This is a genomic window from Frigoribacterium sp. CFBP 8766 (assembly GCF_014841435.1).
Lineage (GTDB): Bacteria > Actinomycetota > Actinomycetes > Actinomycetales > Microbacteriaceae > Frigoribacterium.
In genome coordinates this window covers 43,770-67,955 of the sequence record NZ_JACYTX010000004.1, presented here as the reverse complement: position 1 = coordinate 67,955, position 24,186 = coordinate 43,770, and the positions used below count along the sequence as shown (strand labels likewise).

25 protein-coding genes are annotated in these 24,186 nt (G+C 73.2%); 10 read left to right on the top strand and 15 right to left on the bottom strand.

The window, feature by feature from the left end:
• Positions 1–42: 42 nt before the first annotated feature.
• The gene (locus tag IFT90_RS13100) at positions 43–426 is read right to left on the bottom strand and encodes a cupin domain-containing protein (RefSeq protein WP_192042669.1); all 384 of its coding nucleotides are present in this window, start codon (positions 424–426) and stop codon (positions 43–45) included.
• Between the two features lie 97 nt (positions 427–523).
• Here IFT90_RS13100 and IFT90_RS13095 point away from each other — a divergent pair, with 97 nt between their 5' ends.
• Positions 524–1,381, top strand: coding sequence for an alpha/beta hydrolase fold domain-containing protein (locus tag IFT90_RS13095; protein WP_192042668.1), 858 nt, complete (start codon positions 524–526; stop codon positions 1,379–1,381).
• Between the two features lie 67 nt (positions 1,382–1,448).
• Here the strand turns inward: IFT90_RS13095 and IFT90_RS13090 are convergent, their stop codons facing one another.
• Positions 1,449–2,192 carry a hypothetical protein gene (locus IFT90_RS13090; protein ID WP_192042667.1) on the bottom strand — a complete coding sequence of 248 codons (744 nt, stop codon included), beginning with the start codon at positions 2,190–2,192 and terminating at the stop codon, positions 1,449–1,451.
• A 233-nt stretch (positions 2,193–2,425) separates the two neighbouring features.
• Between IFT90_RS13090 and IFT90_RS13085 the strand changes: the two genes are divergently transcribed.
• Positions 2,426–7,153 (top strand): Ig-like domain-containing protein, encoded by a 4,728-nt coding sequence (locus tag IFT90_RS13085; RefSeq protein WP_192042666.1) that lies wholly within the window; start codon positions 2,426–2,428, stop codon positions 7,151–7,153.
• 143 nt (positions 7,154–7,296) lie between these two features.
• Positions 7,297–7,659, top strand: a complete 363-nt coding sequence (locus IFT90_RS13080; RefSeq protein WP_192042665.1) for a hypothetical protein — start codon at positions 7,297–7,299, stop codon at positions 7,657–7,659.
• 25 nt (positions 7,660–7,684) lie between these two features.
• Here the strand turns inward: IFT90_RS13080 and IFT90_RS13075 are convergent, their stop codons facing one another.
• The 9 genes from IFT90_RS13075 to IFT90_RS13035 all read right to left on the bottom strand — a co-directional run bounded on the left by IFT90_RS13075 (position 7,685) and on the right by IFT90_RS13035 (position 15,076).
• Entirely contained in the window at positions 7,685–9,025 is a 1,341-nt protein-coding gene (locus IFT90_RS13075; RefSeq protein WP_371812312.1) for a Y-family DNA polymerase, read from the bottom strand.
• Positions 9,018–9,428, bottom strand: a complete 411-nt coding sequence (locus IFT90_RS13070; RefSeq protein ID WP_371812320.1) for a LexA family protein — start codon at positions 9,426–9,428, stop codon at positions 9,018–9,020. Before IFT90_RS13070 ends, IFT90_RS13075 begins: the two co-directional genes overlap by 8 nt.
• Positions 9,429–9,555: 127 nt before the next feature.
• A complete protein-coding gene (locus IFT90_RS13065) occupies positions 9,556–10,602 on the bottom strand; it encodes a medium chain dehydrogenase/reductase family protein (protein WP_192042663.1) in 1,047 nt (348 codons plus the stop codon).
• A 94-nt stretch (positions 10,603–10,696) separates the two neighbouring features.
• The gene (locus IFT90_RS13060; RefSeq protein WP_192042662.1) at positions 10,697–11,263 is read right to left on the bottom strand and encodes a TetR/AcrR family transcriptional regulator; all 567 of its coding nucleotides are present in this window, start codon (positions 11,261–11,263) and stop codon (positions 10,697–10,699) included.
• A 65-nt stretch (positions 11,264–11,328) separates the two neighbouring features.
• Positions 11,329–11,808: a nucleoside deaminase gene (locus IFT90_RS13055; protein WP_192042661.1), complete on the bottom strand. Its 480-nt coding sequence runs from the start codon at positions 11,806–11,808 to the stop codon at positions 11,329–11,331.
• A gap of 84 nt (positions 11,809–11,892) precedes the next feature.
• Positions 11,893–12,333, bottom strand: coding sequence for a VOC family protein (locus IFT90_RS13050; protein ID WP_192042660.1), 441 nt, complete (start codon positions 12,331–12,333; stop codon positions 11,893–11,895).
• A gap of 81 nt (positions 12,334–12,414) precedes the next feature.
• Positions 12,415–13,383 carry an aldo/keto reductase gene (locus tag IFT90_RS13045; protein ID WP_192042659.1) on the bottom strand — a complete coding sequence of 323 codons (969 nt, stop codon included), beginning with the start codon at positions 13,381–13,383 and terminating at the stop codon, positions 12,415–12,417.
• Positions 13,380–14,318, bottom strand: a complete 939-nt coding sequence (locus IFT90_RS13040) for a helix-turn-helix transcriptional regulator (protein ID WP_192042658.1) — start codon at positions 14,316–14,318, stop codon at positions 13,380–13,382. Before IFT90_RS13040 ends, IFT90_RS13045 begins: the two co-directional genes overlap by 4 nt.
• A gap of 272 nt (positions 14,319–14,590) precedes the next feature.
• Complete coding sequence (locus IFT90_RS13035) at positions 14,591–15,076, bottom strand: MarR family winged helix-turn-helix transcriptional regulator (protein WP_192042657.1); 486 nt, start codon at positions 15,074–15,076, stop codon at positions 14,591–14,593.
• A 108-nt stretch (positions 15,077–15,184) separates the two neighbouring features.
• Between IFT90_RS13035 and IFT90_RS13030 the strand changes: the two genes are divergently transcribed.
• Positions 15,185–15,976, top strand: coding sequence for an SDR family NAD(P)-dependent oxidoreductase (locus IFT90_RS13030; RefSeq protein ID WP_192042656.1), 792 nt, complete (start codon positions 15,185–15,187; stop codon positions 15,974–15,976).
• A gap of 55 nt (positions 15,977–16,031) precedes the next feature.
• On the opposite strand, the gene IFT90_RS13025 is transcribed toward IFT90_RS13030, so the two are convergent.
• From IFT90_RS13025 to IFT90_RS13015, 3 genes are all read right to left on the bottom strand, one after another.
• On the bottom strand, positions 16,032–17,036 hold the full coding sequence (locus tag IFT90_RS13025) for a MerR family DNA-binding transcriptional regulator (RefSeq protein ID WP_192042655.1): 1,005 nt from the start codon (positions 17,034–17,036) through the stop codon (positions 16,032–16,034).
• Positions 17,037–17,123: 87 nt separating this feature from the next.
• Entirely contained in the window at positions 17,124–17,486 is a 363-nt protein-coding gene (locus tag IFT90_RS13020; RefSeq protein ID WP_192042654.1) for a hypothetical protein, read from the bottom strand.
• A 73-nt stretch (positions 17,487–17,559) separates the two neighbouring features.
• Complete coding sequence (locus IFT90_RS13015; RefSeq protein WP_192042653.1) at positions 17,560–18,147, bottom strand: DUF1349 domain-containing protein; 588 nt, start codon at positions 18,145–18,147, stop codon at positions 17,560–17,562.
• Positions 18,148–18,171: 24 nt separating this feature from the next.
• Here IFT90_RS13015 and IFT90_RS13010 point away from each other — a divergent pair, with 24 nt between their 5' ends.
• The 4 genes from IFT90_RS13010 to IFT90_RS17090 are packed head-to-tail and all read left to right on the top strand — an operon-like array spanning position 18,172 to position 20,131.
• Positions 18,172–18,759 carry a sugar O-acetyltransferase gene (locus IFT90_RS13010; RefSeq protein WP_192042652.1) on the top strand — a complete coding sequence of 196 codons (588 nt, stop codon included), beginning with the start codon at positions 18,172–18,174 and terminating at the stop codon, positions 18,757–18,759.
• Positions 18,756–19,313 carry a TetR/AcrR family transcriptional regulator gene (locus IFT90_RS13005; RefSeq protein WP_192042651.1) on the top strand — a complete coding sequence of 186 codons (558 nt, stop codon included), beginning with the start codon at positions 18,756–18,758 and terminating at the stop codon, positions 19,311–19,313. Before IFT90_RS13010 ends, IFT90_RS13005 begins: the two co-directional genes overlap by 4 nt.
• Positions 19,314–19,346: 33 nt before the next feature.
• A complete protein-coding gene (locus tag IFT90_RS17095) occupies positions 19,347–19,835 on the top strand; it encodes a hypothetical protein (protein ID WP_192042650.1) in 489 nt (162 codons plus the stop codon).
• Positions 19,832–20,131 (top strand): transcriptional regulator, encoded by a 300-nt coding sequence (locus tag IFT90_RS17090; RefSeq protein WP_192042649.1) that lies wholly within the window; start codon positions 19,832–19,834, stop codon positions 20,129–20,131. Before IFT90_RS17095 ends, IFT90_RS17090 begins: the two co-directional genes overlap by 4 nt.
• A gap of 9 nt (positions 20,132–20,140) precedes the next feature.
• Here IFT90_RS17090 and IFT90_RS12990 read toward each other — a convergent pair whose 3' ends face one another.
• Complete coding sequence (locus IFT90_RS12990; protein WP_371740953.1) at positions 20,141–20,878, bottom strand: FadR/GntR family transcriptional regulator; 738 nt, start codon at positions 20,876–20,878, stop codon at positions 20,141–20,143.
• A 173-nt stretch (positions 20,879–21,051) separates the two neighbouring features.
• Between IFT90_RS12990 and IFT90_RS12985 the strand changes: the two genes are divergently transcribed.
• Positions 21,052–22,446, top strand: a complete 1,395-nt coding sequence (locus tag IFT90_RS12985) for an MFS transporter (protein WP_371740954.1) — start codon at positions 21,052–21,054, stop codon at positions 22,444–22,446.
• Positions 22,447–22,448: 2 nt separating this feature from the next.
• On the top strand, positions 22,449–24,185 hold the full coding sequence (locus IFT90_RS12980) for a dihydroxyacetone kinase family protein (protein WP_192042647.1): 1,737 nt from the start codon (positions 22,449–22,451) through the stop codon (positions 24,183–24,185).
• Position 24,186 lies beyond the last annotated feature (1 nt).

Sequence of the window (24,186 nt, the reverse complement as noted above, 5' to 3'; positions counted from 1 at the left end):
TCGCCTGTCGCGCCGCCCCGGCGCGGTCGCCGACGCCCCCCGTCAGCGGAAGGCGCCGAGCTGGCGCTCGACCGGCACGGTCCCCTCGACGACGACGTCGCCGGTGTGCGCGGTGGTGACCGTCTCGATCAGGACGATCTCCACCTCCTCGTCGGCGATCGGGTTGTGCTGCACCCCGCGGGGCACGACGTGGAACTGGCCGGGGCCGAGCACGACCTCGTGGTCGTCCGGCAGCTGGATGCGGAGGCGGCCCGAGACGACCAGGAACATCTCGTCCTCGGCGTCGTGGGCGTGCCACACGAGCTCGCCGAGCAGCTTCGCGACCTTCACGTACTGGTCGTTGACCTGCCCCACGACCCGAGGCGTCCAGTGCGCCTCGACCTGGCTCAGCTCGCGGGCGAGGTCGATGCCGCTGATGTCCGTCATGGGGACATCCTGCCGTGCGGGCGCGCCACTGCCCTGCCGTTCGGCTGCCTAGGATCGGCGTGGGAGGCGCGGGTGCGGCCCCGAGGGGAGGCCGGTCGTGGGGCACGAGCTGCAGGACGAGGACACGAGGGCGGGCTCCGTCCCCGTGCGCTGGTACGAGCCCGGGCGGCGAGGCCAGGACGACCGGACGCCGGGCCCCACGCTGTTGTGGCTGCACGGCGGCGGCTTCTTCCGGGGCAGCCTCGACATCCCCGAGGCACACGAGGTCGCGACCGCACTCGCCGGCCGGGGCCTGCGGGTCGCGACAGCGGGCTATCGGCTGGCACCGCCTCCTGGACTCGGCTGGGCCAGGTCGTCGGCGGTCACGCCACGCGCGCGCTTCCCGGCTGCCCTCGACGACGTGACCTCAGCCCTCGAGGACGTGCTCGCCCGATCGCCCCACGGCGTGGTGCTCGGCGGAGCCAGCGCGGGTGCGTGCCTCGCGGCCGCGGCGACGCTCCGCGCCCTCGACGAGGGCGTCCGCCCCGTCGGGGCCGTCTTCGCGTACGGGTTCTTCCACGGGGTGCACCCTCGGGCACACGATCCGCGACAGCGGTCGCAACGCCACCGTCGCGTGACGCACGCCCCGTGGGCCCTCGACGCGATGAACCGTGGCTACGCCGGGTCGCGACGGACCCTGGGCGACCGCCTCGCCTTCCCCGGCGGGCACGACGTCGGGCTGTTCCCTCGAACGCTCGTCGTGAACGCCGAGCACGACAACATGCGTGCCTCCGGCGACCTCTTCGCGTCGGAGCTCGCCGCCTCGGGCGTCGACGTCGAGCACCACGTCCTCGCAGGGACGCGCCACGCCTTCCTGAACCGGCCGGACCTCGTCGAGTTCACGACGACGACGTCGCTGATCGCCGACTGGATGCTCTCCCCCGACGCGGCTACCCGAGGTCGGCCCCTGCCCTGACGGGGCTCCGACGAGGTCGGGTCCACCGTCTCGGCTGCGGTCGCTCGCCCTGCAGCTCGGGGGCGCCCTAGGCGTCCTCGTCGAGGAGGCGCGTGAGCTCGGGCGCGAGGGCCGCGGCCCAGAGCTGGTGCACCCGCGACCACGACCAGAGGCGGCCGCGCACCTGCGCGGCGCCCGCGTCGAGGTCGGGGAAGCGCACGAAGACGCAGTCGCCGCGACGACGCACGAGCTCGGCGGTCGCCGCGTCCAGCCGAGCGACCTGCCGCCGGATCAGCTCCCGGCCCGTCCAGGCGGTCTCGGTGAAGCGGTCCATCGGCGGGATGCCGCCGACGATCACGGGGGTGAGGACACGGCCGGGCCGACGAGCGCAGTCGAGGAGCCGGTCGAGGTCGCGCGTCCAGGCCTCGGCCGAGGTCATCAGCATGACGTCGCTGAAGCCGAGGGCGACGACGGTCACGTCGACGTCGGCGAGCGCCGCGGTCCCGTTCTCCGCCGCGTCGCGGACCGTGAGCAGGGCGGTCCCGTCCTCGATCCAGACCATCGGCCGACCGCGACGCGCCTCGACGAGCGAGGCCACCCGGGCGAGGGTGGTGAGGTCGTCGTGGAGCACGCCGAAGCGGGCCCCGGCGGGGCTGCCGAGCCAGCCGACCCGGTCGGCCGACGGGTCGGCCCGAGCCTCGACCGCGGCCTGGAGCGCAGCCGCCGTCGGGGCAGGCGGGAAGGTCCCGCCGCGGACGAGGTGGCGGAACCAGGCCAGCCGGAGGCGCAGCACCGGACGCAGGACCCACCGCGCCAGCTCCGTCGCCCCCATGATCGCGACCGTACCCCGTCGCCGCCGCCCGTCGACATGAGTGATCCGCTGAGCGCACCCGCGCCTCCTGCGATGTCCGCGGAACGAGTGCCGCCTCCCTCCTGACCGCCTCGGGGTACCCCACTTGACGGCACAAGTGAGGACAGTCGATCGATGTCGGGACCGGGGACCGCTTGACTCTGACGGCTCGGTGATCCCCGTCGCCGAGCACCCACCCGACGAAAGGCTCCGCCGTGCCCGCCAAGCACCGCGCTCGATCAGCGCGCCCGCACCTCAGACTGCTCGCAGGCAGCTGCGTCGTCGCGCTCGTCGCCGGCGGCTCCGCCCTCGTGCTGCCCCAGACGGCCTCCGCGGCCGAGAAGTTCTCGACCGCGGCGATCTACGGGACCGTGTCCGGCTCCTCCTCCGTGGTGTCGATCGACCGGACGACCGGCACGGCGACCACGGTCCTCACCGAGCCGACCGGCGCGACCGGGCTCAACCAGCTCGGCTTCACGAACGACGGCGACAAGCTGCTGATGACCAACGGGACGAACGTGTACGAGTACACGGCGTCGGCGACCGCGCCGGGCACCGCCTGGGAGACCACCGCACGCTCGACCGGCGCCACGGTGGCCAACCAGATGGGCGGGGTCGACCCCCGGACGGACAAGTACTGGTTCGGCGGGTTCGTGACGGGCTCGGGCGACAAGTTCTCGTTCACCAGCTACGACCCGGACGGGAACGAGATCGCCGCGACGGCGATCACGGTGACGGCGCCGACGCCGCCCGGCGGCAACGGCGACCTCGCCTTCGACCGCCTCGGCAACATGTACTTCATCTCGAGCAGCGCCGGCAACGCACAGATCTACCGTGTCGACGCGGCCGTCCTCAGCGGGACGACGACCACCGCCACCGCGATCCCCGTGGGCCCGGTCATCACCCCGCCCGCCGCGCTCACGTCGCTCGCCTTCGCCGACGACGGCTACCTCTACATCTCGGGCAGCAGCGGCGCAAGCTTCCTCGAGGTCAACCCCGTCACGGGCGCGATCCTCGACCGTCGCACCCCCTCGGTCACGCTGACCGACATGGGCACGCGCCAGTACCCCTCCACCGGCCAGGCGTCGACGACGCTCTCCGAGGGGCGCCACGACGCCGACGACCAGTTCACCGTCGCCGTGGGCGGCGGGGACATCCCGAAGCCGGCCACCGCGAGCACCGCCGACAAGGACACGTCGGCGACCGCCGGTCCCGTCATCCTGCTGCCGGGCCAGTCGTACACGGCGACGCAGACGCCCGCCAACGACACGACGAACCCGGCGGACTACGCCACGGAGTACCGGTGCACGGACATCGGGACCGGCGCCGTCGTGTCGGAGGGCAAGGGCAGCACCGCCGCCTTCACCGTGCCGTCGGCCAACGGCAGCAACGTGAAGTGCGAGTTCGCCAACCCGCTCGCGGGCCCGACCGCCCAGGACGACACGTCGCGCGGCAACGCAGAGGGCCGACCGGTCACCGTCGACGTGCTCGCGAACGACTCCGGCGACCTCGACGCCACGACCGTGCGCCTCCTCGCGCCCGGCGTCACCGGCGCACAGCTCTCGAGCGACGGCCGCACCCTCGTCGTCCCCGGAGAGGGCACCTGGACGGTCGACGCGACCACGGGTCGCGTGACCTTCACCCCCGCCGACGGCCTCGTCGGGGACCCGACCACGGTGAAGTACACCGTCGACGACGTCCGCGGCAAGCGCGGCTCGGCCGCGATGACCGTCGCCTTCGCCGGCACCGCCGTCGCCGACGCCGCGACGACCAGCCAGGGCGCCGCCGTCGAGATCGACGTGCTCGGGAACGACCGCGGCCGCATCGACCGCACCTCCGTGACGTTCCCCGCGGCCGGACAGCCCGCCGGCGCCGTCCTCTCGGACGACGGCCGCACGCTGACCGTGCCCGGCCAGGGCACCTGGACCGCCTCCGCCACCACCGGCAAGGTCACCTTCGCGCCCGATCCCGCGTTCCGCGGCGACGCCGCCCCGGTGACGTACCGTGCCCTGGACGCCGACGGCACCGCCTCCACGGCTCCGATCTCCGTCTCGGTCAGCGCCGTCGCCCCCCGGGCCACGGACGACATCGCCACGACCGGGCAGAACGCTCCCGTCACGGTCGACGTGACCGCCAACGACGCTGCCGGCGTCGCCGGCGGCACCCCGATCGACCCGACGACCGTCGTGTTCCCCGCTGCGGGCCAGCCCGCCGGGGTCACGGTCTCGGGCGGCGGCCGCGTCGCGACCGTCGACGGCCAGGGCACCTACCGCGCCGACCCCGACACCGGCGTCGTGACCTTCACCCCCGCGCCCGGCTTCGCCGGGCCCGTGACGGTCGTCACCTACCAGGTGTCGGACACGAGCGGCCTCACGGACACCGCCACCATCGAGGTGAGGGTGAACACCGTGGCGCCGACCGCGAACCCCGACCGCCCCACCACCGAGCAGGGACGCCCCGTCGTGACCGACGTGCTGGACAACGACGTGGCCGGCAACGAGCAGACGCCGATCGACCCGACCAGCGTGTCGTTCACCACTCCCGGCCAGCCCGCCGACGCCACCGTGTCGAAGGACGGCCGCACGCTCACCGTGCCCGACCAGGGCGTCTACGAGATCGACCCGAAGACCGGCGCGATCACCTTCACGCCCGAGCCCGCGTTCCGCGGCGAGGCCACACCGATCAGCTACTGGGTCGCCGACAACGACGGCGAGTCGTCGGTGACGACCGTCACGGTCACCGTCACCCCGGTGGGCCCGGCGCCGTCCGACGACACCGACGCGACGAGCCAGAACACACCCGTCCTGATCGACGTGACCTCGAACGACGCCCCCGGCGTGGAGGGCGGCACCCCGCTCGACCCGACCACCGTGGTCTTCCCGACCACAGGCCAGCCCTCGGGCGCGACGGTCTCGGACGACGGCCGCACGCTGACCGTCCCCGGCCAGGGGACCTGGACAGCCGACCCGGCCACCGGCGGGGTCACCTACACGCCCGCCCAGGGAGCCACCGGCACGACGAGCCCCGTCGTCTACCAGGTCGCCGACACGGGCGGAGCCCAGGGCGCCGGCCGGATCACGGTCACCGTGGCGCCCGTCACGCCGACCGCGACCGACGACGCCGCCGAGACCCGTCAGGGCACCCCGGTGACGGTCGACGCCGTCGGGAACGACCGCGGCGGCAACGCCCGGACCCCGATCGAGCCGACCTCGGTCGTGTTCCCCGCGAAGGGACAGCCCGCGGGAGCCGACGTGTCGACCGACCGCCGCACCCTCACGGTCGCCGACCAGGGCACCTACACGATCGACCCGGCCACCGGAGCGATCACCTTCGCCCCCGTCGCGGGCTTCCGCGGCGAGGCCTCGCCGGTCGTCTACGGCGTCTCCGACGTCGACCGCACCTCGACCACGGCGACCCTCACCGTCACGGTGCGCGAGGTCGGGCCGAAGGCCCAGGACGACACGGCCAGCACGCCGCAGAACACCGCGGTCACCCTCGACCTCCCGCTGAACGACGCTCCCGGCGTGGCGGGCGGCACGGCGGTCGACCGGAGCACCGTGGTCTTCACCGCCGCGGGCCAGCCGAAGGACGCCGTCGTCTCCGACGGCGGCCGCACGCTGACCGTCCCGGCGCAGGGCGTGTGGAGCGTCGACCGCACCTCGGGCGTCGCGACCTTCACGCCGGCCGACGGCTTCGCCGGCACGACGACGCCGGTCACGTACCGGATCGCCGACGCGGGGGGCGCCACGAGCACCGCCGTCGCCACGGTCACGGTGACCCCGGTCGCCCCGCGCGCCGTGGACGACCGGGCGACCACCCCGCAGAACACCCCGGTCACGGTCGACCTCGTCGCCAACGACGCCGCCGGCGTCCGCGGCGGTGCGGCGATCGACCCGACCTCGGTCGTGTTCACGACGACCGGCCAGCCGGCCGGAGCCGTGCTCGCCGACGGCGGGAGGACCCTCGCCCTGCCCGGCGTCGGAGTGCTGCGGATCGACCCCGCGAAGGGCTCGGTCGTCTTCTCGCCGGCGCAGGCCTTCGTCGGCACCACGGCACCGGTCACCTACCAGGTCGCCGACGCACGCGGACTGACCGCGACGGCCACCGTCGTGGTCACCGTCACCTCGGTCGCTCCCACGGCCGCACCGGACAGCGCGCAGACGCCGGCCAGGACCCCCGTGACGATCGACCCCGTGGCGAACGACGCGCCCGGCAACGCCCGCACCCCGCTGGCCCCGACGTCCGTCCGGCTGCTCGACGGGACCGGCTCGCCCGTCACGACCGTCACGGTCGCCGGCACCGGGACCTTCACGGTCGACGCCACGACGGGGCGGATCACCTTCGCCCCCGAGGCCCCGTACACCGGCACGGTCACCGTGCCCTACGTCGTCAGCGACGTCGACGGCGGCACCGCCCGCTCGACCGTCACCGTGACGGTGGGCGCTCCCCCGACCGCCGTGGACGACCGCGGCACGACGACCCCGGGCACGCCCGTGACCGTCACGGTGACGGGCAACGACAGCTCGGGCTCGACCGCGCTCGACCCGCGCTCGGTGCAGCTCGTCGACCCGGCCACCGGCGAGATCGTCTCGTCGGTGACGGTGCCCCGCACGGGCACGTGGCGGGTCGGCATCGACGGCACGATCACCTTCACCCCCGAGGCGGCGTTCTCCGGGACGGCGACCGTCACCTACTCGGTCGCCGATGAGGACGGCAGCCGCTCGACCGCCGAGCTGGCCGTGACGGTGCCCGCGTCGCCGGGCGTCGCCGTCACCCCGGCAGCTGACGGAGGCGGCCTGGTCGTCACCGCACCCGGCGGCGGCAGCCTCGCCTTCACCGGCACGGAGCTGGCGGTGCCCGCGAGCATCGCGGTGCTGCTGCTGGTCGCGGGCGGGACCCTGCTGGTGCTCCGTCGCCCGCGGAAGCCGGCACGCCGGCACTGATCTGCGGGGCACTGAGCCGCCCGACCAGGTGAGCCGAGGAGGCGCACGGCACCCGCCGTGCGCCTCCTCCGTCGTCGAGGAGGCGGTGCTCCCCTCGATCGCGGGGGCGCGGTGCCGAGACGATCGGCCCTAGCGTCAGCAGCATGTCCTACGAAGAACCGATGGTCGCCTACGACTACGGACCGAGCTTCTCGTCCATCCTCACGACGCTCGCCGCGGTGGCGCTGCTCGGGCTGGGCATCGCGCTCGCCGTCCTGCTCATGCGCCTCGTGCTGGTGGCCACGCGGGCCCTCACGGTGTTCAGCCGAGAGCGCGAGCTGCGCCTCGAGACGCTGCTCGCCGAGACCGGCGCCGCCGCGCCTCCCGCGCCGGCCGCACCTCCGGCACCGACCGCGCCCCCGGCGCCGGCCACACCCGCACCTCCCTCGGCCGACGACGATCGGACCGAGGGCACCCCTCCCCCCGGCGGCGACGCCTCCGACGACGGGGACGCCACACCCCGCTGAGCCGAGGCTCGTCCGGTGACGCGGGTCAGTTCGCCTTGACGGTGGCGAGCTCGTCCCAGTGGGTGGTCGCTCGGGGCGAGACCATGTCGCGCTTCATCGACCAACCTCGTCGGTGACGGAGGCCGGCGACCCCGAGCCCGAGGGTGTCCTCGCCGAACTTGCCCGCGATGCGGTCGATGACCGCGCCGTAGGCCGGTGGTGCAGCGCCCTCGAGCTCGAACACGTCGAGGCTCGCGTGCTCGTCGCGCGGGGTGAGCTCCATCAGCGTGACGCCCGCGCGCACGTACCGCTTGCCGGCCTCGAGCTGCGGGCCGAGCGCGGCGATCGCCGCGCGGGCGAGGGTCGCGGCGTCGTCGGTCGGCTCGGGGAACGCCACCGACACCGAGTGGTTCGTGTGCGCGGCGCTGTCCGAGAACGGAGAGGTCGCCGCGAAGCAGCGCATCATCCGCGTGAGCGAGCCCTGCCTCCGCAGCCGAGCCGCGGCCCGCTGCGTGTACACCGACAGGACCTCCTCGAGCTCCGTCACCGTGGTGACCGGCACCGCGAACGACCGCGAGTGGTAGATCTGCTCGCGCTCGGGCTGGACTTCCTCGATGGGCAGGCAGTCGACGCCGCGCAGCTCGTGCACGACCCGGGCCTGCACGACCCCGAACCGGGCGCGGATCCGTGCGGCGTCGGCGTCGCGGAGGTCGGCAGCGGTGTGGACGCCGAGCGGTGCGAGCTTCTTCGCCGTGCGGCGCCCGATGCCCCAGACGTCGCCGACGTCGACGCTGGCGAGGATCGCGGTCTGCCGGTCGGGGGCGTAGCTGCCCAGGTGACAGACGCCTCCCAGCGCCCGGTTCTGCTTCGAGCCGCGGTTGGCGAGCTTCGCGAGGGTCTTCGTCGGCGCGATGCCGATGCTGACGGGCAGGCCGATCAGCTTGCGCACGGCCCGCCGGATCTCGCGCGCCTGCGCGATCGTCTCGTCGAGGGTGCCGGTCAGCTCGATGAACGACTCGTCGATCGAGTACACCTCTTGGCTGCTGGTGTAGCGGCTGAGCACCTCGGCTGACCGGGCCGACATGTCGCCGTAGAGCTCGTAGTTGCTCGAGACGGCCACGACGCCCTGCATCTCGGCGATCGGCGCGATGCTGTGCCAGGGCGCGGCCATGTCGACGTTCAGCGCCTTCGCCTCTTCGGACCGGGCGATGACGCAGCCGTCGTTGTTCGACAGGACGACCACCGGCCGACCCTCGAGGGACGGGTCGAAGACCCGCTCGCACGAGACGTAGAAGTTGTTCGCGTCGACGATCGCGATGCTGCGACCGGACACACGAGGCGCAGACGCCGACGCCGACGCCGACGCGGGGCCGAGACGTTCAGACACGGTGCAGGCACCTCGTCACGACGCCCCAGATCGTCGCCTCGTCGAGCTCGGACAGCACGATCTCGGGGTAGGCCGGGTTCTCGGGGCTGAGCACCATCTGCCCGTCGCGCCAGGACAGGCGCTTGACCGTCAGCTCGGCGTTGACGACCGCGACCACGACGTGCCCGTCGTGCGCGTCGAGCCCGCGGTCGACGACGAGCTCGTCGCCGTCGAAGATGCCGGCGCCCGTCATGCTGTCGCCGCTGACCCGCACGAGGAACGTCGCCGTCGGGTCGCGCATCAGGTGCCGGTTCAGGTCGACGGGCCCGTTGTAGTACCCCTGCGCGGGCGACGGGAACCCGGCGTGCACCGCCTCGGCCGCCTGCTGCGGGAGGAGGTGGTCGGGCCGCGGCTCGCCGCTCACCGCGCCGATCACCTCGGTCACGGTCGTTCCTCCCACGTCATGCCCGGACGGTAGCACCGGCCGCCGACACTGCCGCGGCGGCCGCCGGCAGCTGCCCGCGGCCAACAGCCGGCAGCCGCCCGCCAGCTCACGGCACCAGGACGACCTTGCCGGCGAGCGTGCGGGACTCGGCGAGCTCCAGGGCCTCGACCACCGCCTCCAGCGGGAAACGGGCCGCGACGTTCGCCGTCACGACGCCGTCGCGCACGAGCTCGAGCACCTGCCCCAGGTCGTGCTCGAGACGGGCACGGAACCGTCGCGGCGTGCGCGAGTGCCCGCTCCACAGGTCGTAGAACGTCGCCCGTCGGCCGTTGGGGAGGAGGCTCCAGGCCCCGATCCGGACGAGCTGCCGCAGGAACGGCGGCCAGATGCTCCCCGTGCCTCCGGTCGCGCTGGCGATCGCGTAGGCGACGAGCGTGCCGCCGGGCGCGAGCATCGTCCACGCGGTGCGCGTGACCTCTCCGCCGATGTTGTCGAACACGGCGTCGACGCCGCCGGGGGCGAGCTCGCGGACGCGCGCGGCGAGGTCGGGATCGGCGTAGTCCACGGGCTCGGCGCCGGCACGGCGCAGCACGTCGTGGTGGCGAGGCGACGCCGCCGCGATCACCCGCACGCCGTGGTGCAGCGCGAGCTGGATCAGGATGCCGCCCACTCCCCCGTTGGCGCCGAAGACGAGCACCGTCCCGCCGGGCCGGACCCGTGCCGACCTGTGCAGCATCTGCCACGCCGTCACCCCGTTGACCGAGACGGTCTCGGCGTCCTCGGCGGCGACGCCGTCGGGCACGACGACCGAGTCGCGCTCGCGCACGACCGCCTGGGTCGCCCACCCGCCCGTCTTGGTGAGGCTGGCGACGCGGCGGCCGACGAGCGAGCCGTCGCCGCCCGGGCCCACAGCCGACACCGTCCCGACGAGGTCGTAGCCGGGCGTGAAGGGGAACGCTGGCTGACCGGGGTAGCGCCCGCGCCGCATGGCCTGCTCCGCGAACGAGATGCCGGTCGCCTCGACGGTGACGAGCAGCTCGTCCGCTCGCGGCTCGGGCGTCGCGACCTGTTCGATCAGCAGCCCGGAGGGCGGCACGACGCCCGGCAGGACGACGCGGGTGGTGGTGGCGGAGGGAGCAGTGGTGTCGGTCATGGTGATCTCTCTTCTCGAGTGGGTGGTGGGGGTAATTACTGACTGGTCAGTCACAAGTGCGGACAGGAAAGAAGAAGAGTGCAGGAGGCGCTCGTCACCGGTGCCGGATACCCGCGGTCACCGAGGCGGCCCAGGAGTCGCCGACGGACGAGAGGTCCGTCTGCACGATCAGGTGGCACAGCTGACCGTACGCGATGAACCGCTGCACGTCGGCCGGGGCTGCGCCGGAGACCCGCTCGACCGCCCGGACCACGTCGCGGAGGCCGTCGCGCACGGCGGCGCGGATCTCGGGCACGGCGCTCGCGCTCTGCGCCTGCGACTGCATCATGATCAGGTCGCGGTCCTCGACGAGGGCGACGTACGCCTCCGTCATCGCGTCGAGACGGCCCGCCGGGTCGGTCGACGAGCTCGCCTCGCCTGCCTCGACGAGGGCGACGGCCACCCGCGAGTACGTGTCCTCCACGGCCGCGAGGAACACCCCGAGCTTGCCCGGGAAGAGCCGGAACACGTAGGCCGGCGACACCCCGGCGGCGGCGGCCACGTCCGCGACGGGAGTCGCGTGGTACCCCTTCTCGGCGAAGACCCTCACCGCGGCCGACGTGATCCGGGCGCGCTGCGCCTCGGCGGTCGAGCGGAGGGCGGTGCCGGCGGCGGTGGTCATGTGACTGAGTGAACACTTACATGTCGCCGCTGTCAAGAGGCATGCGACCCACCTGCGAGGAGGCGTCAGGACGAGTGCCGCGCGGTCCAGTCCGCGAAGGGCGCCGTCGCGCCCTCGACGTGCCCCTGCTCGGCCGCCAGGGCGCGGTCCTCCGGGGCCTTCGCGTACTCGTCGTAGAAGGTCGCGAGGCTCATCAGCCGGTTGCCGTCCTCGTAGTGCTCGCCCTCCTCCTCGCGGCTCACCGCGTAGATGACCCGGTCGGGCTGCGCGTAGTAGAGCGCGCCGAGGCACATCGGGCACGGGTACGCCGTCACGTAGGCGTCGAAGCCGCGCAGGTCGGTGATGCCCTGCTCGGCGGCCTGACGGATGGCGAGGATCTCGGCGTGCGCGGTCGGGTCGCCCGTCTGGGCGACGTGGTTGCTCGCCTCGACGACGACCTCGCCGTCACGGACGAGGAGGCACGCGAAGGGCTTGCCCCCGGCGTCCACGTTCTCCTGGGCGCGCTGGACGGTGAGGGCGGTGAAGGTGTCGTCTCGTTCGGTCATGCCCCGAGAGTGCACCTCGCGCACGAAGGGGCGTCCAGCCAGACCGCAGGCGACGGGCCGTGCACTCCAGGAGGCGGTGGGCGCCTACGCGGAAGCGGTCGCGTCGGCGTCGGCGTCGGCGTCGGCGTCGGCCTCGGCGTCCGGCTTCATCCAGAACGGCGAGCAGTGGTACCCGTCCAGGTCGTCGAACTGGCGCTGGTACATGAACGGGTAGTCGTCGGTGTCGCCGACGCGACCGCCTGCGGCCGCGGCGCGCTCGACCAGCTCGTCGACCGCCTCCTGGCTGGGCAGGTCGAACGAGACCGTCACCTTCGAGGGGGTGTCGGGCCCGCCGATCAGCTCCTCGACGCCGCCGACGCTCTCGTACATCGCGCGGCTCGTCAGCATCACGTTCTGCTCGGGCGCGATCGCGAAGCACGACGACTGGGGGCCCGACGTCGCCGCCTGCAGGTCCCAGCCGAGCGCGGCGTAGAAGGCGGTCGCGCGCTCGACGTCCGTGACGGGACAGCTGAGGAAGAGGGTCATGCGCACACCCTCGCCCTCGGCATCCCCACCGTCAAGGTCCGGACGTCCCGGATGCCGCCCGAGCCGGTCGAGCGCCGTGGGTCACCACCAGAAGGGCGCCTGCGGCACGTAGTGCTCCTCGAGGCGGCGGACGTCGTCGTCGGTCAGCTCGACCTCGAGCGCGGCCACGGCGTCGGCCATGTGGTGCGGCTTGGTCGCGCCGACGATCGGGGCCGAGACCACCGGGTTCCGCAGCACCCAGGCCACCGCGACCTGCGCCATCGACACCCCGTGCTCGGCGGCGACCTGCTCGACGGCGTCGATGACCGGGCCGTCGGCGTCGGTGTCGAACGCCTTCGCGACCTCGTCGACGGCCGAGCGGTCCGTCGTCACGTCGCGCGGCCTCGTCAGCCGCCCCTTGCCCTGCGGCGAGTACGGGACGAGCCCGACGCCGAGGTCGGCGCAGAGCGGGATCATCTCCCGCTCCTCCTCGCGTTTCAGGAGGTTGTACTGGTCCTGCATCGACGCGAACGGCGTCCAGCCGTGCACGGCCGCGGCCGTCTGCAGCTTCGCGAACTGCCACGCGAACATGCTCGACGCACCCGTGTACCGGACCTTGCCTGCCTTCACGAGGTCGTGCAGCGCCTCCATCGTCTCCTCGACCGGCGTCTCGTCGTCGAAGCGGTGGATCTGGTAGAGGTCGATGTAGTCGGTGCCGAGGCGCCGCAGCGACGCGTCGACCTGCTCGAGGATCGCCGCGCGCGAGAGCCCCGAGCCGCCGGGCCCGTCGTGCACCTTGCCGCTGACCTTCGTGGCGAGCACGATCTCCTCGCGCCGCGAGTACTCGCGCACGGCACGGCCGACGAACTCCTCGCCGGTGCCCTGCTGGTAGACGTTCGCGGTGTCCCAGAGCGTCACGCCGAGCTCGACCGCCTGGCGGAAGAAGGGCGCGGACGCGTCCTCGTCGAGGGTCCAGGTGTGCAGGCCCCGCGTGGGGTCGCCGTAGCTCATGCAGCCGAGGCCGATCCTGCTGACGCGCAGGCCCGTGGTGCCGAGTCGTCCGTACTTCATCGGGGGGTGTCCTCTCGTCGCGCGTCGTCGTTCCTCGGGTGCCGGCCAGCGGCCTGCCTGGTCTCCCGCACCTCCTGGCTGGCGGGGGTCGCGCCCCAGCTGGCGAGGAGGCGGAGGCGCTCCTCGGTCGGCGAGCCCGGCTCGGCGCTGTAGATCAAGAAGTTGAGCCCCTGCTGCCCCATCGGCTCCATGGCCTCGTAGACGAGCTCGAGGTCGCCGACGACCGGGTGTCGGAACGACTTGTTCCCCGACGCGTGGTGCCGGACCTCGTGCGCGCCCCACCGGGCGCGGAACTCGTCGCTGCGCGTGGAGAGCTCGCCGACGAGGTCGTGCAGCGCCTTGTCGTGCGGGTCGCGGCCCGCCTCGGTGCGGAGGATGGCCACGTTGATGTCGGCGGCGATCGACCACGACGGGTAGAACGCCTCGGCCAGCTCGCGGTGCAGGAACACGTAGCGGGCCAGGTTGACGGGGCGGTCGGGGAGCGCGTACAGATCGGAGTAGAGGGCGCGGAACAGCGCGTTCTCGCCGAGCACGTCCATCCGGCCGTTCCGGACGAAGGCCGGGCCGGCCGTCACCGAGTCGAGGGCGAGCTGCAGGGCACGGGAGATGCCCGACGGCCGCGAGCGGGCCCGCGAGCGGCTGCGGACGGGCGACTCGTTGGCTGCCCGGGCGAGGTCGCCCAGGTGCGACCGCTCGGCGTCGTCGAGCAGCAGCGCGCTGCCGATCGCCTCGAGCACCGCCTCCGAGACGCCCCCGAGGCCACCGCGTTCGAGCCGCGAGTAGTACTCGACGCTGACGCCGGCGAGCATCGCCACCTCGGTCCGTCGCAGGCCCGGCACCCGCCGACCAGGGCCGCCGGGCAGCTCGACCTGCTCGGGTGTCACACGGGCTCGCCTCGTGGTGAGGAAGTCCCGCACCTCGCTCTTGTTGTCCATGGCATCGACCGTACGACGCCGGGGCGGCGGGATGGGTGCTCCGGTGGGGCACCCCCGACGAGAGACGGGGGCGCAGCCCGGTGAGGGGCGCCGCTGGGGGTGAACTCTCGACGCCGCGATGCTGGTGAGAGGCCTCGGATCGACCTGCCCGCACCTCCTGAGCTCGATCTGGGGCCTCTCACCCCCGACGGACCGGGCGAACCGGCGGAGAACGCTCTGTTCCGCCCCTCCGACAGCACTTCGTGTCGGTTCACCCGCCGGGGCGCGTCCCTCTAGGCGGGCGGGGCCGGGGGCGACGGCGGCGACCACGCCGACCCGGGGCCGGTGGCCTCGACGAGGTGACCGGTGAGCTGCCCCAGGCGCCGCGCCTCCTCGTCGGTCAGCACGTCGAAGACGAGTCGGCGGACGAGCTCGCGGTGCCCCGGCGTCGCGGCCCGCACCACGTCGTGGCCATGCCCGGTCAGCGTCCCCAGCGTGAAGCGGCCGTCCGTGGGGTCGACGGCGCGCTGCACGAGACCGCTCTTCTCGAGCCTGGTCATCGCGCGGGAGAGCCGAGAGAGGGTGCAGGCGGCGTAGCCGGCGAGGACGCTGAGCCGCAGGGTCCGGTCCGGCGCCGTGTCGAGGGCGACGAGGACGCCGTACTCGAAGTGCGTGAGGCCGCTGTCGCGCTGCAGCTGCGCGTCGAGCGCCGTCGGCAGGCGCTCGAGGAGGGTGGCGAGCGAGGCCCACGTGGCGAGCTCGTCGGTGCTGAGCGACATGCGGCCAGCCTAGCCGCGATGACTTGCTCGGGAAAGTCATCGCGCGTATCGTGACTTGCTCAGGCAAGTCATCTGCGTCCCGGACGCCGGACCAGGGATCGGAGAGACATGGACATGCAGCTCGACGGCAGGACCGCGTTCGTGAGCGGCTCGACGGGCGGCATCGGCTGGGCCGTCGCCTCCGCCCTCGCCGCCGAGGGCGTGCACGTCACGCTCAACGGCCGGAGCCCGGCCCGGGTGGAGGCGGCGGTCACCCGCCTGCGAGCGGAACGTCCCGGAGTGCCGGTCGCTGGCATCGCCGCGGACTTCTCCGACGCCGCCCAGGTCGCGGCCCTGATCGACCAGCTCGGCGACGTCGACGTGCTCGTGGCCAACGTCGGGCTGTTCGGCCTGGCGCCGTTCGCGACGATCGACGACGCCGAGTGGCAGCGGTACTTCGACGTGAACGTGATGAGCGGGGTCAGGCTGTCGCGGGCGCTCCTGCCGGGCATGCTCGAGCGCGGCTGGGGTCGCGTGCTGTTCGTCGGCAGCGAGTCGGGCGTCTCGGTGCCGGCCGACATGGTGCACTACGGCGTCACGAAGGCGGCGACGATAGCCCTGGCCAACGGCCTGGCCAAGACGACGCGGGGCACGGCGGTCACGGTGAACACCGTGCTCGGCGGACCGACCTGGTCGGACGGGGTCGAGGCGACCGTCACGGGGATCGCCGGGGCGCAGGGCATCCCCGTCGCCGCCGTCCGGGACGCCGTCATCGGCCAGAACGCGACCACCCTGCTCGAGCGGTTCCTGCAGCCGACGGAGGTCGCCTCGCTCGTCACCTACCTCGCGAGCCCCGTCGCGTCGGCGACCAACGGGGCTGCGCTCCGGGCGGACGGCGGGGTGCTGACGACGACGCTGTGAGCTGATCCGGGAGGCGCCCCTCGCCTGCCAGCGGGTGCCGGCACGGACGGACGGGTCAGGAGGACGCGCCCGCGCGCGCCTTCGCCCTCGTGCTCGACTCGTCCACGGCGCCGGCCAGGGACAGCTCGAGGGCGAGCTCCAGGCAGCGAGCCCGGGCCGGGGAGAAGTCGTAGGGCATCATGCCGACGGCGTCGGCAAGGCTCCGCGACCTCCGCCGACGACCGGACCCGGACCCACCGTCGGCGCCGGTGTCGGTGTCGGGCTCAAGGTCGGCCCCCTCCGGGTGCAGCTCGTCCCAGGCCGCGACGAGCGCGTCGTCCTCCGCGTCCTGGCCGGACTCCTCGATGGCCGCGAGCAGCACCTCCTCGAAGGCGTGCCGCTCGGCGGCCACCTCGGCCACGCGGGGGTCGTCGACGGCGACCGTGTCGTCGAGCGCCGCCTCGGCCGCGTCGACGCGATCGGACTCCGTGCGGAGCTCGGGTCGGGTCGCGAGCGCGACGAAACGGCCGGCCTGCACGGCGGCGCCGAGCGGGCCGAAGATCCGCTCGGTGACGAGCAGGGCGTCGAGGTCGTCCTGGCGGAGCGAGCCCTCGGGCAGGCCCGTGAGCCGCTGAGAGACGAACTCGTCGAGCAGGCCGGTCCGGCTGCCCAGGGCGCGCATGCGGCGGACCGCGGCTCGCTGGCGCTGCAGCTCCGCCTCCTTCGCCTCGAGCGTCGCCTCCAGCTGCTCGAGCACGTCCGCGACGTCGCCCTGGCCGGCAGCGGCACGGTCCGGAGCTCCGGCGTCGACCGAGTCGAGGGCGGCAGGACCGTCGGCGGAGGCGCCCGCGAAGGCGTCGCGGATGTCACCCAGGGCGATGCCCGCGTCGGTCATCTTGCGGATCCAGAGCAGCCGGATCATGGTGTCGTAGTCGTAGCGACGGCGCCCGCCGCCGTCGCGCTCGGGCTCGGGCAGCAGCCCCAGCGCGTGGTAGTGGCGGATCGCCCTCGGCGTCGTGCCGACGAACGAGGCGGCGTCGCCGATGGCGACCTGGCGAGGCGGGATGAAGGACGAGGACACGGCGGGGCCTTCCTGAGGGTGCGCGGGAGGTGGTGCAACGGTCCCCACCAGACCAGATGACGTCGCGTCAGGTGCAAGTCCCGGCGCTCACCAGGGGCCGAGGTCGCCGCCGTTGATCCCGTAGAGGGCGATGCCGACGATCGCCGCGATCGCGAGCACGGCCACGGCGAGGGGCGCCCAGTCCATGAACACGTCCGAGCGGGACCGGGAAGGCACAGCCGCACCGGGGCCACGACCACGTCGGCGAGCCGTCGGGCCGCGCGTCTCGGCCTCGTGACTGCCGTGCCCGTCACCTTCACCCAGGCTCTCGCCCCCGCCCCCGCTCTCGGCCTCGGCCTCGGCCTCGGCCTCGGCCTGGCTCTCGCGCTCGGCGGCCGCGAGGCCCTCACGGAGTGCTTCGCGGAAGCGGCGATCCGCGGCGGAGCCACCGAGCTCGTCGGGGTCGGTCATGGTGCTCCTGTCGGTGTGCGGGGACTCCTGTCTACCGTCTCCGCGGCCGACCGGCACCCGGCTCGCCGCCGCCTCAGCTCTCGGGGTGCAAGCTCGCGTCGGCCTCGCCGGTCGTCCACGAGGTGAAGTGCACGGTGAGGTCGCCGCGCGACGGGGCGCAGCACATCGGCCCCGCCGAGACACGGGCACCGGGGTCGAGCGGCGCCACCCGGACGAGCCGCCACGGCTCGTCGTCCACGCGGGCCCGGACGGTCAGCGCGTCGCCGGAGCGGCTCGCGCGGATCGTGACCTCGCGGCCGTGCCAGCCGGGCACCGGCGAGAGCGACCAGTCGGACACGCCGCGGGTGACGACCGCGCCCAGGCTCTCCTCGCCGTCGCTGCGCTCGACGCCGGCCTTGGTCCAGGTCTCGTCGTCGACCTTGACGAAGATGCCCGCCTGGTCGAACTGGGCGGTGAAGTCCAGCCGGAACGACACCTCCTGGGCCGTCTCCTGCTCGAACGGCACGAGCAGCGCGTGCTCGGTGTCGTGCACGAAGCCGTAGGAGGTGGTGCGCCAGGCGTCGCTCCCCTCGACGGCCGTCACGCGCAGGCCGTCGGACGCGACGTCCACCTGTGCGGGGGCCGTCGTCCACGTGCCGGAGTTCCAGTCGATGTCGGTCATGACGCCGAGTGTACGCTTGTACACATGACACAGGACCACTTCGCCGGCGACGGACGCAGCAACCGCGAGCGGATGCTCGCGGGCGACCTCTACGTCGCCGACGACCCCGAGAGCGCCCGACTCGCCCAGCGCGCCGTCCGGCTCGCCGACGCGTACCACCGCGCCGCGGTCGAGGACGAGGCCGCAGCCCGCCCCCTGCTGGAGGAGCTGCTGGGATCGCTGGGGGAAGACGCGTTCGTGAAGCCGCCGCTGTTCGTCGACTACGGCGAGAACATCCGCATCGGCGCCCGGACCTTCGTCAACTACAACCTCACGGCCCTCGACGTCGCCGCCGTGACGATCGGCGAGGACTGCCAGATCGGGCCGAACGTCCAGCTCCTGACGCCGACGCACCCCGTCGAGCCTGGGCCGCGTCGCGACCGGCTCGAGGCGGCCCTGCCGATCACGATCGGCGACAACGTCTGGCTGGGCGGCGGGGTCGTCGTCTGCCCGGGCGTCAGCATCGGCGACGACAGCGTCATCGGCGCCGGCGCGGTCGTGACCCGCGACGTCCCCGCCGGCGTCGTCGCGGTCGGGAACCCCGCGAGGGTCGTCCGGAGCGTCACGGGATGACCGCTGCCCGCTCGCCCCGCCGGACGGACCCCGGCCGACGGGACCGCATCCTCGAGTCGTGCCTCGACGTCGTCGCCGAGGTCGGGGTGGACGGCACCACCCACCGGCGCGTGGCGGTCGCCGCCGACGTGCCCCTCGGCTCCATGACGTACCACTTCGACGGGATGGACGAGCTCCTCCTCGAGGCGTTCGCGCTCTTCGCAGACCGCGTGGCCGAGCGGTTCCGACGCCGCCTGGCCGGCGACCTCACCCCGCAGGAGGCGCAGCGCGCGGTGGTCGAGATCGTCACCCGGGACGTCGTCGGCAGCCAGCGCGACCTGGTCCTCACCCACGAGCTCTACACCCTCGCGGCGCGACGCCCCGAGTACCGGTCGATCACGCAGAGGTGGATGGCCCTGAGCCGCGCCGCGCTCGAGCAGCACTTCGACCCCGAGACGGCCCGCCTGCTCGACGCCCTGATCGAGGGCCTCACGATCCACCGTGCCCTCGACCCGGAGCCGGCCGACGAGGACGTCGTGGCGACGGCCGTGGGACGCATCGTTCGTCCTGGTTGACTTTCCATCTCGGAAACACTTAGTGGCGCCGACATGGAAAGCCATTCGAACGACGACTCGTCCCAGCCCGTCGACCCGGTCGCCGCCTTCCGGGTCGCGAACGACGCCCAGGCCCGCATGGCCGCCAGGGTCCGCTCGCCCTGGTGGGTGCACGTCCTCCGAGGGCTCCTCGTCGCGGCGACGGTCTACGGTCTCGGCGCCCCCGACAGCACCGGGTGGATGCTGCTCGGCGTCGTCGGTCTCATCGCCCTCTCCCGCCGCCGCGTCCGTGACGTCGGCATCGCCCGCGCGAACCCCGAGCGGTGGCGGTTCCTCGCGCTCGGGGCCCCCTGGGCGATCATCGCCCTCGTCGTGATGGTCGCGGCCCTGGCCTTCGTCGTCATCGCCCAGGACGAGCCGCTGTGGCAGGTCGGCGTCGCCGCCGGCGTCGCCGGAGTCGTCACCCTCGCCCTCGGACCCCCTGCCGACGCGGCCGCCCGTCGCCGCCTGGGCGGCGAGCTCGGAACCGGGGACGCCCGGTGAGCGGAGCCGCACCCGAGCCGGTGTTCGACGCCGTCGTGCACGCTCCCCAGAGGCTGCAGATCTGCGCGATGCTCGCACGCGGCGGCGAGGTCGAGTTCGGGGTGCTCCGAGAGGGGCTCGACGTCTCCGACGCGACCCTCAGCAAGCACCTCAAGACCCTCACCGAGGCCGGCTACGTCGAGCTCCGACGCGTGCAGCGCGCCAAGGGCCAGGCCCGGACCTGGGTGACGCTCACCCCGGCCGGGTCGCAGGCGCTGCGCGGCCACTTCGCGTTCCTGCAGGGCCTCGCGCCGTAGCCGCGGGTGTCAGGCGACCGGTGCGCTCCTGACACGATCGGCCGCCGTGGCCATGTGCTCCCGCATCGCCGCGAGCGCGGCGTCCGGGTCGTGTGCCTCGATGGCCAGGAAGACCGCCCGGTGCTCCCGGTAGGCAGCCTCCGCCTGGCTCCGCTCGCTCAGCCCGCGCTCCACCCAGAGCCGCAGGAGCGACCGGGTGCTCTGCAACAGGTCCTTCAGCACCATGTTGTCGGCGCTGAGGGCGATCTGGAGGTGGAAGCGGATGTCCGCCTGCAGGAACCCGTCCAGGTCGTCGAGGGAGTCGGCCATGACCGCGATGTAGGCCCGCATCGCGTCGATGTCCGCGTCGCTGGCCCGCTCTGCGGCGTAGGCGGCCGCCTGGATCTCCAGGCCGCCGCGCACCTCGATGAGCTCGCGGGTCCGTGCGGCGTTGAGCATCAGACCCCAGCTGAGGGTCGTCGGCAGCAGCTCCGACGCCTGGTCGCGCAGATAGGTGCCGGACCCGGGACGGACCATGACCACCCCGAGGATCTCGAGGGCAGCCAGGGCCTCGCGCACGGCAGACCGCCCCACGCCGATCCGCTCGGCGAGCTGCCGCTCGGGCGGCAGGCGAGAGCCGGGGGCCAGCTCCCCCGCCGTCAGGAGCCCGACGAGCTGCTTCACGACCTCGCTGACCGCCGTTCCTCGCGGCACCATCTCGAGCTCGAGATCGAGGCTCGTGGGGTCGCTCTCTGGGTAGGCCGGCACGGGGCGAGCTTACCCAGCGACGCCCCGACGGCGCGCTCACCTCCTTCTCGCCTCGCGCCAATTGGTCAACCGGTTGACAAGTTGGGCCGACCGAGGGCACGATGATCTCCGCACGTCGTCGACATCGGTCGCGGACGTCATCCGACAACGTCGTTAGATCCCTAGGAGTCACTGTGGACACCCCCGCCCAGACGACCGCGCCTCAGAGCGCCGTCGAGAAGTCCGCGATCCGCAAGGTCGCCATCCGCCTGGTGCCGTTCGTCGCGTTGATGTTCTTCATCAACTACCTCGACCGCACCGCGATCGGCTTCGCGGCTCCGAACGGCATGGAGTCCGATCTCGCACTGTCGGCCGCCCAGTTCGGCTTCGCCTCCGGCGTCTTCTTCATCGGCTACATCCTGTTGGAGGTGCCGTCGAACCTCGCCCTGCACAAGTTCGGCGCCCGCAAGTGGCTCGCCAGGATCATGGTGACCTGGGGCATCGTCGCCTTGCTCTTCACCTGGGTGCAGAACTTCGAGCAGCTTGTCGCCCTGCGGTTCCTGCTCGGCGTGATGGAGGCCGGCTTCTTCCCCGGAGCGATCCTCTTCCTGAGCCTCTGGGTCCCCGCGGCGCACCGCAGCAAGATCCTCGCGCTGTTCTACCTGGCGCAGCCCTTGACCACCGTGATCGGCGCCCCGCTCGCCGGCTGGCTCATCAGCCACGACGGCGTCTTCTTCGGGCTCGAGGGCTGGCGCTTCATGTTCATGGGCGTCGCGATCCCCGCGATCGTCGTCGGCATCATCGCCTGGTTCTACCTCAAGGACAAGCCCGCCGACGCCAAGTGGCTGACGAAGGAGGAGCAGGTCTGGCTCACCCAGGCGCTCGTCAAGGAGGCCTCGACGAAGACCGGTGCGGTCTCGACCTCGGGCAAGCACCCCGGACTCGGTGTGGTCTTCAAGAACGGCCGCGTCTGGATGCTGTCGTTCATCTACTTCGGCTTCATCTACGGCCTCTACGCCCTGGCGTTCTTCCTGCCCACGATCATCGGCGGCTTCCAGGAGCAGTTCGGCACGGAGTTCACCGTCACGCAGCGCGGCTTCATCACCGCGATCCCCTACGTGCCGGCCGCCCTCGCGCTGTACTTCTGGTCGCGGGACGCCTCGCGTCGCGGCCTCAAGACGTGGCACATCGTGATCCCGGCCGTCGTCGGCGGCCTCAGCATCCCCCTGGCGCTCTACGCCCAGTCCCCCGCGCTCACCATCGCCGTCATCGCGATCACGGCCATGGCCATCTTCGCCGCGCTGCCGAACTTCTGGACCCTGCCCACCCAGTTCCTCACGGGCGTGGCCGCGGCCGCCGGCATCGCGCTGATCAACACCGTCGGCAACCTCGCCGGGTTCAGCGCGCCGTACATCACGGGCCTCGTGACGGACGTGACGGGCGACTACCGCGCGCCGATGTTCATCGTCGGTTTCTTCATGCTGCTCTCGGCCGCTCTGATGGTCGTCCTCAGCCGCATGAAGAAGCCGGAGGACGCCCTCAGCCCGCGCGAGCAGGCCGACCTCGCCGCGACCGCCGGGCTCGACTGACCATGACGCGTCTCTTCAACGAGCCGAGCGACTTCGCCGACGAGATGATCGACGGCTTCGTGGCCGCGAACCAGCGCTGGGTGCGCCGCGTCCACGGGGGTGTGGTCCGTGCCACCCGGTCGGCGCCCGGCTCCGTGGCCCTCGTGGTCGGCGGCGGCTCGGGCCACTACCCGGCCTTCGGCGGCCTCGTCGGCCAGGGACTCGCCCACGGTGCCGCGCTCGGCAACCTGTTCGCGTCGCCCTCCTGGCAGCAGGTGCGGTCGGTGGCCAAGTCGGCGCAGAACGGCGGGGGCGTGCTGCTGAGCTACGGCAACTACGCCGGCGACGTCCTGAACTTCGACAAGGCCCAACAGAAGCTGCGTGACGAGGGGATCGAGACGCGGACCGTCGTCGTCACCGACGACATCTCCAGCGCCTCCGTCGCCGAGAAGCACAAGCGCCGCGGCATCGCCGGCGACCTCACCGTCTTCAAGTCCGCGGCCGCCGCCGCCGAGGAGGGGGCGTCCCTCGACGAGGTCGTCCGCGTCGCCGCCAAGGCGAACGAGCGGACCCGCAGCTTCGGCGTCGCCTTCTCGGGCTGCTCGCTCCCCGGTGCCGACCAGCCGCTCTTCACCGTCCCGGACGGCCGAATGGCCGTCGGCATGGGCATCCACGGCGAGCCGGGCATCGGCGAGGCGGACGTCCCCACCGCGAACGGCCTCGCCGAGCTGCTGGTCGGGTCGCTGCTCACCGACGCCGAGCTGCCCGACGGTGTCGAGCAGGCGCGCGGAGGCCGGGTCGCCGTGCTGCTCAACGGCCTCGGCTCGGTCAAGTACGAAGAGCTCTTCGTCGTCTACGCCAAGGTCGACGCTCTGTTGCGCGACGCCGGGATCGAGGTCGTCGAGCCCGAGGTCGGCGAGCTCGTCACGAGCTTCGACATGGCCGGGGTCTCGCTGACGCTCTTCTGGCTCGACGACGAGCTCGAGCGCCTCTGGGCCGCACCGGTGGACGCTCCCGCCTACAAGAAGGGCTCGGTCGTCACGGCCGACCGTGCGGACGACGGCGAGCAGGAGGCGCTGGTCGCCGCGGCCGTCCCGCCGGCCAGCCCCGAGTCGCAGCACGCCGCGCAGCTCGTGCTGGCCGCCCTGGTCGCCGCGCAGGAGACCGTCGAGGAGCACGCCGACGAGCTCGGGCGCATCGACGCCGTCGCGGGCGACGGCGACCACGGCATCGGCATGCAGCGCGGCGTCCACGCGGCCGTCGCGGCGGCGCGCGACGCCGTCCTCGCCGGGGCAGGCGCCGGCACCGTGCTCGACATCGCCGGCGACGCGTGGTCGGACCGGGCCGGCGGGACGTCCGGCGCCCTCTGGGGCGCCGCCCTCGCCGCCCTCGGCGCGGCAGTCGGCGACGACGACGCCCCGCACCGGGCGAGCGTCACACGCGGCGTCGAGGACGCCACGGAGGCGATCCTCGAGTTCGGTGCCGTCGTGGGCGACAAGACGATGGTCGATGCGCTCGTCCCCTTCCGGGACGCGCTCGCCCGGTCCGTCGACGGCGGAGCCGACCTCGCCACGGCGTGGGCCGAGGCGGCGGAGACCGCCGTCGTCCAGGCGGCCGCCACCGCGGACCTCCTGCCGAAGATGGGCCGCGCCCGCCCCCATGCCGAGAAGAGCCTCGGCACGCCCGACGCGGGCGCCACCTCCCTCGGCCTCATCGCTCGAGCCGTCGGACGCGTCCTCGCCCCGGCACCCGCGGCCTGAC

Coding starts and splice junctions, on each gene's coding strand:
- IFT90_RS13100 (WP_192042669.1), bottom strand. CDS start 426: ATGACGGACATCAGCGGCATCGACCTCGCCCGCGAGCTGAGCCAGGTC.
- IFT90_RS13090 (WP_192042667.1), bottom strand. CDS start 2,192: ATGGGGGCGACGGAGCTGGCGCGGTGGGTCCTGCGTCCGGTGCTGCGC.
- IFT90_RS13080 (WP_192042665.1), top strand. CDS start 7,297: ATGTCCTACGAAGAACCGATGGTCGCCTACGACTACGGACCGAGCTTC.
- IFT90_RS13065 (WP_192042663.1), bottom strand. CDS start 10,602: ATGACCGACACCACTGCTCCCTCCGCCACCACCACCCGCGTCGTCCTG.
- IFT90_RS13060 (WP_192042662.1), bottom strand. CDS start 11,263: ATGACCACCGCCGCCGGCACCGCCCTCCGCTCGACCGCCGAGGCGCAG.
- IFT90_RS13055 (WP_192042661.1), bottom strand. CDS start 11,808: ATGACCGAACGAGACGACACCTTCACCGCCCTCACCGTCCAGCGCGCC.
- IFT90_RS13050 (WP_192042660.1), bottom strand. CDS start 12,333: ATGACCCTCTTCCTCAGCTGTCCCGTCACGGACGTCGAGCGCGCGACC.
- IFT90_RS13045 (WP_192042659.1), bottom strand. CDS start 13,383: ATGAAGTACGGACGACTCGGCACCACGGGCCTGCGCGTCAGCAGGATC.
- IFT90_RS13040 (WP_192042658.1), bottom strand. CDS start 14,318: ATGGACAACAAGAGCGAGGTGCGGGACTTCCTCACCACGAGGCGAGCC.
- IFT90_RS13035 (WP_192042657.1), bottom strand. CDS start 15,076: ATGTCGCTCAGCACCGACGAGCTCGCCACGTGGGCCTCGCTCGCCACC.
- IFT90_RS13030 (WP_192042656.1), top strand. CDS start 15,185: ATGGACATGCAGCTCGACGGCAGGACCGCGTTCGTGAGCGGCTCGACG.
- IFT90_RS13020 (WP_192042654.1), bottom strand. CDS start 17,486: ATGACCGACCCCGACGAGCTCGGTGGCTCCGCCGCGGATCGCCGCTTC.
- IFT90_RS13015 (WP_192042653.1), bottom strand. CDS start 18,147: ATGACCGACATCGACTGGAACTCCGGCACGTGGACGACGGCCCCCGCA.
- IFT90_RS13010 (WP_192042652.1), top strand. CDS start 18,172: ATGACACAGGACCACTTCGCCGGCGACGGACGCAGCAACCGCGAGCGG.
- IFT90_RS13005 (WP_192042651.1), top strand. CDS start 18,756: ATGACCGCTGCCCGCTCGCCCCGCCGGACGGACCCCGGCCGACGGGAC.
- IFT90_RS17095 (WP_192042650.1), top strand. CDS start 19,347: ATGGAAAGCCATTCGAACGACGACTCGTCCCAGCCCGTCGACCCGGTC.
- IFT90_RS12980 (WP_192042647.1), top strand. CDS start 22,449: ATGACGCGTCTCTTCAACGAGCCGAGCGACTTCGCCGACGAGATGATC.